Annotated in this window: 6 protein-coding genes; 4 read left to right on the top strand and 2 right to left on the bottom strand. The window is 65.5% G+C overall.

Annotation, left to right across the window (positions count from 1 at the left end):
* Positions 1-20: 20 nt before the first annotated feature.
* Positions 21-1,673 carry a (2,3-dihydroxybenzoyl)adenylate synthase gene (locus A5758_RS03795; protein WP_067736624.1) on the top strand — a complete coding sequence of 551 codons (1,653 nt, stop codon included), beginning with the start codon at positions 21-23 and terminating at the stop codon, positions 1,671-1,673.
* Between the two features lie 2 nt (positions 1,674-1,675).
* On the opposite strand, the gene A5758_RS03790 is transcribed toward A5758_RS03795, so the two are convergent.
* Complete coding sequence (locus A5758_RS03790) at positions 1,676-2,293, bottom strand: TetR/AcrR family transcriptional regulator (protein WP_067736621.1); 618 nt, start codon at positions 2,291-2,293, stop codon at positions 1,676-1,678.
* A gap of 87 nt (positions 2,294-2,380) precedes the next feature.
* The gene (locus A5758_RS03785) at positions 2,381-3,127 is read right to left on the bottom strand and encodes a maleylpyruvate isomerase family mycothiol-dependent enzyme (RefSeq protein ID WP_082939562.1); all 747 of its coding nucleotides are present in this window, start codon (positions 3,125-3,127) and stop codon (positions 2,381-2,383) included.
* An 856-nt stretch (positions 3,128-3,983) separates the two neighbouring features.
* Between A5758_RS03785 and A5758_RS03780 the strand changes: the two genes are divergently transcribed.
* The 3 genes from A5758_RS03780 to A5758_RS03770 all read left to right on the top strand — a co-directional run bounded on the left by A5758_RS03780 (position 3,984) and on the right by A5758_RS03770 (position 8,041).
* Positions 3,984-5,375: a condensation domain-containing protein gene (locus A5758_RS03780; protein ID WP_067736615.1), complete on the top strand. Its 1,392-nt coding sequence runs from the start codon at positions 3,984-3,986 to the stop codon at positions 5,373-5,375.
* A 69-nt stretch (positions 5,376-5,444) separates the two neighbouring features.
* The gene (locus A5758_RS03775; RefSeq protein ID WP_067736612.1) at positions 5,445-6,791 is read left to right on the top strand and encodes a hypothetical protein; all 1,347 of its coding nucleotides are present in this window, start codon (positions 5,445-5,447) and stop codon (positions 6,789-6,791) included.
* Entirely contained in the window at positions 6,791-8,041 is a 1,251-nt protein-coding gene (locus tag A5758_RS03770; RefSeq protein WP_067736609.1) for a hypothetical protein, read from the top strand. Before A5758_RS03775 ends, A5758_RS03770 begins: the two co-directional genes overlap by 1 nt.
* Positions 8,042-8,274 lie beyond the last annotated feature (233 nt).

Below are 8,274 nucleotides of genomic sequence, written 5' to 3'. Positions count from 1 at the left end.
GCCCCCCGGTTTAAGGACCCATGACCGCGAAGACACCACCGGCCCTGGCCGGGGCCCTCGAAGGGTTCGTGCCGTTCCCCGCCGATCGGGTCGCCGCCTATCGGGCGGCCGGCTACTGGGCGGGACGCACGCTGGACACCATCCTGAGCGATGCGGCGCGGCGCTGGCCCGACCGAACGGCCGTGCTCGACGCCGCGGACGGTGCGGGCCTGAGCTATGCCCAGCTCGACGCGCGCGCCGGCCGCGCCGCCGCAGGATTGCACGCGCTGGGCATCGCGCCGGGCGACCGGGTACTGCTGCAACTGCCGAACGGTTGCCAGTTCGCGGTGGCGCTGTTCGGGCTGTTGCGCGCGGGCGCCATCCCGGTGATGTGCCTGCCCGGCCACCGGGCCGCCGAATTGGGGCACTTCGCCGGCGTCAGCCAAGCCACCGGATTGGTGATCACCGATGCGGCAAACGGTTTCGACTACCGCGCCATGGCGTGCGAACTCATCCACGACCACCCGACGCTCGAGCACGTCATCGTCGACGGCGACCCCGGCCCGTTCACCTCGTGGACACAACTCTGCGATCGGGCCGCCACCGCACCGCCGCCGCCGGCGCGCGATCCGGGATCGCCTGCGCTGCTGCTGGTTTCGGGCGGCACCACCGGGACTCCCAAACTCATCCCCCGCACCCACGACGATTACGTGTTCAACGCGACCGCCAGCGCCCAGGTGTGCCGGCTCACGGCCGGCGACGTCTATCTGGTGCTGCTCTCGGCCGGCCACAACTTCCCGCTGGCCTGTCCCGGGCTGCTCGGCGCGATGACCGTGGGCGCCACCACCGTGTTCGGCACGGACCCCAGCCCGGAGGCCGCATTCGCCGCCATCGAGCGCCACGGCGTCACGGTCACCGCCCTGGTGCCGGCCCTGGCCAAGCTGTGGGCGCAAGCCTGCGAGTGGGAGCCGGTGACACCGAAGTCTCTGCGGCTCTTACAAGTTGGCGGCGCCAAGCTGGAGGCCGACGACGCCCGCCTTATCCGCGCCGCGTTGACCCCGGGACTGCAGCAGGTATTCGGGATGGCGGAGGGGCTGCTGAACTACACCCGCCCGGGCGATCCGCCCGACCTCACCGACCACACCCAGGGCCGGCCGCTCTGCGCGGCCGACGAATTGCGCGTCGTCGACGCCGACGGCGAACCCGTGGCGTCAGGCGAGGAAGGCGAGCTGCTGGTGCGAGGGCCGTACACGCTCAACGGCTACTACCGCGCCGAGCGCGACAACCAACGCTGCTTCGACCGCGACGGCTTCTTCCGAAGCGGCGACCTGGTCCGGCTCCGGCACGATGGCTATCTAACGGTCACCGGGCGGGTCAAGGACGTGATCTGTCGAGGCGGTGAAACCATCTCCGCCGCGGACCTCGAGGAGCAGATGCTCAGCCACCCGTCGATCTTCTCCGCGGCAGCGGTGCCATTGCCGGACCCGTACCTCGGCGAAAAGATCTGCGCGGCGGTAGTTTTCACCGGTCCCGCGGTGACGTTAGCGGAACTGAACTCCTACCTCGACCGGCGTGGGGTGGCCGCCCACGCCCGGCCCGACGCGCTGGTGCCGATGACCACACTGCCCACCACACCCATCGGCAAGATCGACAAAAAGGCGATCGCCGCCCAGATCTCGGCTCAGCCAGGGTGACGTCAGCCGCTGTGCTTGGCCCGTAATGCTTCAAGGAGCCTGTCCATCACCGCGCCGGCATCCGCCCTCGCCTGGCGATGATCGTCTGCACGGGCAATGTAGAGCGTTGCCTCGCGCAACGCCCCCATGACGGACAGGGCCGTGGCCTCGACGGGTTGGGGCGGGATGCTGCCGGACTCGATGGCGTCGGTCAGCAGCGCCGTCACGAATCCGATGTTGTATCGGTGCCCGATGTCGCTCCAGCGTTCCCAGCCAAGCACCGCCAGCGCCTCCAGCAAAACGATGCGCTGGACCTCCGGCTCGGCACACGCGTCCAACCACAGGCCCGCGCACAGCCGCATGATCTCGACCGGATCGGATTCCCCGGCGGCCGCGACGGCCTCCCCCATCCGGGCCGCCATCTCGCCCTCCACTTGCTCGAACACCGCCGCGAATAGCTCTGTCTTGTCGGCGAAGTGGTGGTACAATGCGCCGCGCGTCACGCCGGCGTCGCGCACAATCGTCTCCAGAGATACCTCGGCGAATCCCAACGATGCGAACAGTGGCCGGGCGGCGCTGATCAGCGCGCCACGCGTGTCCGCGGCGCGCTCCGCCTGTGTGCGGCGACCGTCCTGCGCCATGCGAGCCTCACCTTTCACACCCACGTATGCATGTCATGCATACCGCATGAAGGTCGTGGGGTGCGATACCGCGGGAGGCAGCGTCGTTCAGAACACTCTGAGCTGACGGATGATCTCCACAGCAGACGGGTCGCCCTCGGCCTGAACGCCGAGGCTTTCCCAGGGACCGCGTTGGGTTATCCATCGCACGAACGCTTCCGAATTGGACGTGATACGCGCGGCCACATCGCCATGGGCGCCGAGGCGCAGGGTCCTGGCGCACAGCCCGTCGAGGCGAATCTCGGCACCCACGCGTAAATCGTTGAGCAGGTGGGTGTTCTGCTGCGGCAGCGCAGCCTCGATCCAGTCCAGCGTGGGGGCAAGCCGTAGTTCGTCGACGGGTGGCGGATCTGACCGCAACGGTCCATCCGGGGCAAACAAGTCGTATCGAAGATGGATGAAGGATTCGAAGACAAAAGTCGTGGGCACGACGGAGGCCGGATAAGTTCCGACGTCACCGATCGGTATCTCGATATCTTGGCCCTCGACAGCGGCGAGCAACTCCAGCCCTCGCGAACTGACCGACTCATAGTCGGCCACCACCTCCGCCGGGGTCATCGAACGACGGGACTCGACGTACAGGTCCGCTGCGCGTTCGGCGGGCAGGCCGCCGGGATCGGGCAGCGTCGACGGATCAACCGCCAACCAGTAGCTGCACGCCATGTGCGATACCAGATCCTGGACCGACCAGCCCGAACACCCGCTGCCCTCCGCCCACATCGAATCAGGCATTTGCGCGCAAACCTTCAGAACGGTTGCGCGTTCCTCCGCTATCGCGTCGAGCGTGGCAGACATGAACCCATCTCCTCTCATACATACCGTATGTATGAACATACACTCTGTATGTAGAACGTCAAGCGGTCCTCCGGTGTGCATTCGGGCGGCGGCGCGAACCTTTGCGCCGCCCGGAGCGGCGCAAAGCCGGGTTGGCACGTGCGACCGGGCGCCGTTTTAGTCCCCTGACGGCCAATCTCCCTGATCAGTAGGTCATTTCGCGCAACTCGGCCCCGTCCGCGGCGAAAGCCGTTGGCGTCAGCCAACACTGACGACCCCACGGGCCCCTTTCGCATTCTGGATAGGCGATCGCAGGCTGGATGATCGCGCGCAGAAAAATTCTTCGGCTGGTACTATTCCGCCGTAACCTCGCCTGGGATATGGTGATCGAGGCGTCGTTTCGTGGGTCTGGGAGTTGCACGAATGGCATTGCCGAGATAGCTCTCGCTATCGGTGAGTATTCGACACGTTGGGTCCGTGGCGTCGAGATAAAGGCTTGTTTGAGCAGTAGTCCGGAGTTAACCGCGCGCCGCATCAAACGAATCCGCGTGCCGGTTGACTCTTGCACGGCAAGTGGATGGCAATCGTGCGGGTCCTGTCAATCCTGTGCGCTTGCCAGGCCCGAGGGGGACGTTTATGCTTGCGCCGCGCGACGGTCAGCGAGTCGCCTATTGGCCCTGGTTGACGACACGCGCGGGGCCATTTCAGGCCAGAGTGAGCCAAATCACTGAGCCACATTTCACGCAGCTAGCGATAAGGCACTTACCGGCCTCGCGAAATAAAACTCGCTCGGCACCCCAAAGTCAAACGGCAACTCACGCGCGGGCGCGTTATGGTCATCCGACTGGCGTCGCCAACTGAGGAGGAAAGGTAGCGCATGTTCCTGGGCACGGTTGACGACTGGACAGCCGAGGGCACCGTCGTATCGTGGTATCCCACCGCGAACACTTACGCGCGCGCCGCAGAAGCGCAATATCACCCCGCCCCGGTCAGTTACCAGCAGTCACAGCATCTTCGCTATTACCGGCGCCAGGTCAGCCTCGGCCGCGATATCCCTCGGTTGTGCATCGGAGCCTGGGAGATCAGGGGCGTCTGCGATGTCGATGCGATGACTCAAGCGCTGAATAGCCACGTGCGGCGACACGATGCCTACCACGACCGGTTTGCCTTCTCTGACAATGACGAAATCATCCGCTACGTCATTGCCGACCCGGAGAACATCACGCTCGTGCCAACGGATCTCGGAGAAATGGCTCCGCTTCAGATCCGCAAGCTCATCGTCGATACCCCCGACCCGCTGCAATGGGACTGCTTCAGCTTCGGAATTGTCCAAGGCGAAGACCGGTTCACCATCTACATCGCCGTCGATCACCTGCGCGCCGACGGTATGTCGGCCGGTGTGATCTTCCTGGACATCCAGACGGCGTACTTCAGCGCGCTGCAGAACGGGCAGGCCGCGCTGGCGCCCGCGGCCAGTCATCGTGAATTCAGCGCGAAGCAGCGCGCCTACACCGCGAGCCTTGATGAGGAATCGCCCGAAATCCAGCGCTGGCGCGCCTTCCTCTCGGCGAACAATGGTGCGCTGCCGAGGTTTCCACTGGAACTGGGCGAGGCGGCCGCGGATACGCCGGGAGCCATCGACGTGTTCGACCTGATCGATGACGATCAGGGCCGGCGTTTCGAGGCCGCGTGCCGTGCCGCGGGAGCACGCTTCAGCGGTGGCGTGTTCGCCTGCGCCGCTTTGGCCGAGCATCGGTTAACAGGCGCGGCAACATATTTCGGTCTAACTCCCTTTGATAACCGGCGCGATCCCGCCCATGCCACCGCGGTCGGCTGGTTGGCCAGTTTCGTCCCGCTGGCGATTCCGACCGCCGGTGCGTCATTCGACGAAGTGGTGAGCGCCGCCCAGGCGTCGTTTGATGCGAACGCGGCCCTCGGCGCCGTGCCCTACTACCACCTGCTCGAGACACCGGCCGGCTCGGCGGGCCACTTCGAGGTTCCGGACCGACCGGTGCCGATGTTGTCCTATATCGACATTCGCAAGCTGCCGTTCGGTGACTACTTCGACGGTTTGCGCGCCGGCATCTGGGGTGACAACCGGCTGTCGGAGACGGTGTGCATGTGGGTCAACCGCATGCACGACGGAACACAACTGGTGGTCGCTTACCCGGGCACCGACATCGCTCGCGGGTCGGTCCGGCGCTATGTCGAAACCATGCGCGCCGAATTCACGCGGGTGTCCGACGCCGGGCTGCACGACGATGCCTGATGCATTTGTGTTCCTGCCATAGGTCTCGGCGTGAGTGGCCTGACGACACATGCACCTCCTAACTCGCCAGTGACGAAGCTGGCGCTTCTGGACCAGGCCGCGTTCCTGCGGCTGCGGGCCACCGGTCAAGGCAGCACGGTGCAATGCACGTGGGTGTACGACCGCGACGTGAACATCGACGAATTGCGCACCTTCAAAGACAATCTCGGTGCCGGTCTCCTCGGACGGCGCATCGAGCGCTCACCGCTGCCTTTCGGGCGTCATCGCTGGGTACTCGACAACGATTCACCTGACATCGCGCTAGACCCGCGGCAACCGCGGTCGGCGATCGGCGCGTGGATCGAAAGACGCGCACAGGTACCCGTCGACCCCGAGTTCGGCCCGACGTTTCACCTGGGCGTGCTACCGCTGGACGACGGAGGCGCGGCAGTCACCTTGGTGTCATCACACTGCGTCGTCGATGGACTCGCGGCGATAACGGCGGTAACCGAGGCGGTCAATAAAGAGAGACGCAATCGCGGCTACCCACAACCGAATTCACGTAGCCGGGTGCGCGCCGTCTCCGAGGACCTGACCGATGCCGTGCGTTCGCTGCCGGTGGTCATCCGTGCCCTGATCGCGACTCTGATGATTCTGGTCAAGGCCTCGTCCGGTCCCCGGTCTGCGCCTGGGGCGCGGCGGCCCGGCCCGCTCTCTGGGATTGATGATGAGCAGACGGCACTCCCATCGGTGACGATCCAGACCGACGCCGCCGCATGGGAAGCCCGTGCGCGCAGTCTCAACGGAAGCAGCAACACACTCTTCGTCGCATTCGCGGCCCGGCTGGCGCACCGGATCGGCAGGGTGCTTCCAGACGGGAACTCGGTGACGGTCGTACTCCCCGTCAGCGATCGCACCAGCAACGACGACCGGGCCAACGCCCTGACCTCGATCACGCTTACCGTCGATGGAACAGCGGTGGCCAACGACTTGAGTTGCGTGCGGGCCGACGTCAAGAGGCGGCTGACGTCGCTGCACCAAGAGCCCAACGAAATGCTCGCGGGATTACCGCTTGTTCCGTTCACACCACGCTGGCTCGTCCGCCACGCCGAAGGCGTCGCCATGTCGACCGACCAACTTCCGGTCGGCTGCTCCAACCTCGGAAGCCTCGATCCCGCCGTTGGCCGCATCGATGGTGCCGATGCAGACGAGGTCTCCATCCGGCTGGCCGAGCAGGGCATCACCCGCCGTCGCATCGAGCAGACCCATGGCCAATTGTTCTGCAGCACTGGAACGATCAACGGCAGCCGGTTTCTCAACGTCATAGCGTGCCAGGACGGCGCCGGCAACAGCGCAGCGGAAGCCCGCGAGCTCGCGTGCGGCGCGCTGGCTGACCTGCAGGTGGGGGCCACCACCGTCTACGAGGGCCAGATCTGATGGTGGGCCTCGACCTCAGAGCGACTCAAAGCCGGCGCCATCTCATGTACGCGGGTGTCGCCGCCGCGATTGCGGCCTGGGCGGTAGCCGTGCTGTGGTTCGCGATCAAGATCGTTCCGCTCGACGTGTACTGGATGTCGTACTACGCGGCCGACTACACGCATGGCTTCGTGCGGCGCGGTCTTGCAGGCGAATTGGTGCGGCTCGCCCCGGGACACTACTTCTGCGCCACGCTGATTCTGCGGTGGCTGTCGACGGCAGTCTATCTAGGCGGCCTGGCAACGGTCGCGGGCGTGGTGCTCTTCGGTCACCCGCGGTCTGAGCGCAGGTTGATGGTTGCGATGCTGATTCCGTTGCTGCCCTTCGGAGTTCCGTTTGCGGCATACTCGGCCCGGCCGGATCTGTTCGGGGCAGCGGCGCTGGCGCTGTTCTCCTGCACGTTGATGCTCGCACGTTCCCGCGCGGTCGCGGTGGCATTGTGCACGGCCTACGGCCTTGTGATTGCGGCGTTGACGCTCATGCACGAGGCGGTAGGGCTGCAGTTCGCATTGGGCGCCGTGCTGGCGACCGTCGTCCTGGGCGGTGCGCTGACAGACGCCCGGGCCCTCGGCGCGCTCCTCGCGGTGACGCCGGGCGCCTGCACGACGGCCGCGGTCGCGGCATTCGGTCGTCACGACGTCGCCGCTCAACTCTGCGCGTCGGTCCCCCACCACTTGGTGCCCAACCCGTTTGCGACCGTCACGTCACCAACCACGTTGCTGCGCTATGTAATCGACGGGCAATCGAGGCAAACCGATTACCACGACTGGGTGTGCCGCAATGTGATGCCGAACTACGACAACGGAATCACCGATGCCATCCGAACCGTCGGCCACATCGGAATAGTCGGCCTCACCATGTCCCTGGTGTTCGGAGCCGCCGCCGTTGTGGCGACGATGTGGGGACTCAGCAGTGTTTCGGGCGTGCCGCTTGGTGCATTCCTCAACGCGCTGCGGGGCCGTGTGACCTGGGTCGTCGCCGGGTCGGTGTTGATCTCCCCGGTCTTCCTGACCGGCTACGACTGGACCCGCTGGCTGACGATCGTGGCGTTCGACATCGGGGTGGTGTTCGCCCTCTTCGCGTCGCGCAGGCCGGAGATCAGACAGGAGCCGACTCCGAAAACGTTGCGGCTGTTTATTTTTCTCGCGATCGCGCTCGCGCTGAGCCCGGTGGGCACAGTCCCCGGCTTCGGCGGGCCGCGGATGTTCTGACGGCACCGGCCAAGGCGCTAGACGATCCCCTATCAACCCCATCATCATCAACTGATGTGGCGCGTCGGCTCGTGACGAATCGCAGCTTGTTGGGTCTGTCAACCGGACGCTCCTCGACGCAGACCCGATCAATCACGCACGGGTTTCCTATCGCACTGCCGTGGCGTACAGTTTACACAAGGGGGCTTGTATAAACCATATGGAGGGTGGGCTCCCATGACAGGAAACGAAAC

Source organism: Mycobacterium sp. 852014-50255_SCH5639931 (assembly GCF_001665605.1).
GTDB lineage: Bacteria > Actinomycetota > Actinomycetes > Mycobacteriales > Mycobacteriaceae > Mycobacterium > Mycobacterium paraffinicum.
This window is presented reverse-complemented; position numbering and strand designations above follow the sequence as displayed.